Consider the following 516-nt stretch of genomic DNA (forward strand, 5'->3'; position numbering starts at 1 on the left):
GGGTCTTCAGCACCGGTCGCAGCAGTTTCCGCAGCCACCGGCGCGTCGTTGACCGCAGTCACGGTGATGGTGCCGTTGGCTGGCGCCGAAGTCAGCGGGCCGCCGTCGGTGGCGGTGTAGGTGAAGTTTGCGGTGCCGTGGAAGTTTTCGTTCGGTTTGAAGTAAACCGTGGCTTCGCCGTTGACCGCGTCAATGGAACCGGTCACCGGTTTGGTCATCGCCGCGTCGGTGTAGAAGGTGCCATTGGTTGGCGTGCCGACGGTGAACGATTTCACGTCCGTCGGACTGTCTACGTCGGTGGCGGACAGTTTGACCGCGATGCCTACGCTTGGGTCTTCAGCGCCGGTCGCAGTAGTTTCCGCAGCCACCGGCGCGTCGTTGACCGCAGTCACGGTGATGGTGCCGTTGGCTGGCGCCGAAGTCAGCGGGCCGCCGTCGGTGGCGGTGTAGGTGAAGTCCGCGGTGCCGTGGAAGTTTTCGTTCGGTTTGAAGTAAACGGTCGCTTCGCCGTTGACC

General features: G+C 63.4%; 1 protein-coding gene. It reads right to left on the reverse strand.

What is annotated here, in order from left to right; translation table 11 throughout:
- The coding region (locus tag AB1462_RS31685; RefSeq protein ID WP_367249024.1) for a tandem-95 repeat protein at nt 1–516 on the reverse strand (516 nt) is incomplete at both ends.

Origin of the sequence: Pseudomonas sp. SB113 (assembly GCF_040754745.1) — a bacterium.
Taxonomy (GTDB): domain Bacteria; phylum Pseudomonadota; class Gammaproteobacteria; order Pseudomonadales; family Pseudomonadaceae; genus Aquipseudomonas; species Aquipseudomonas grimontii.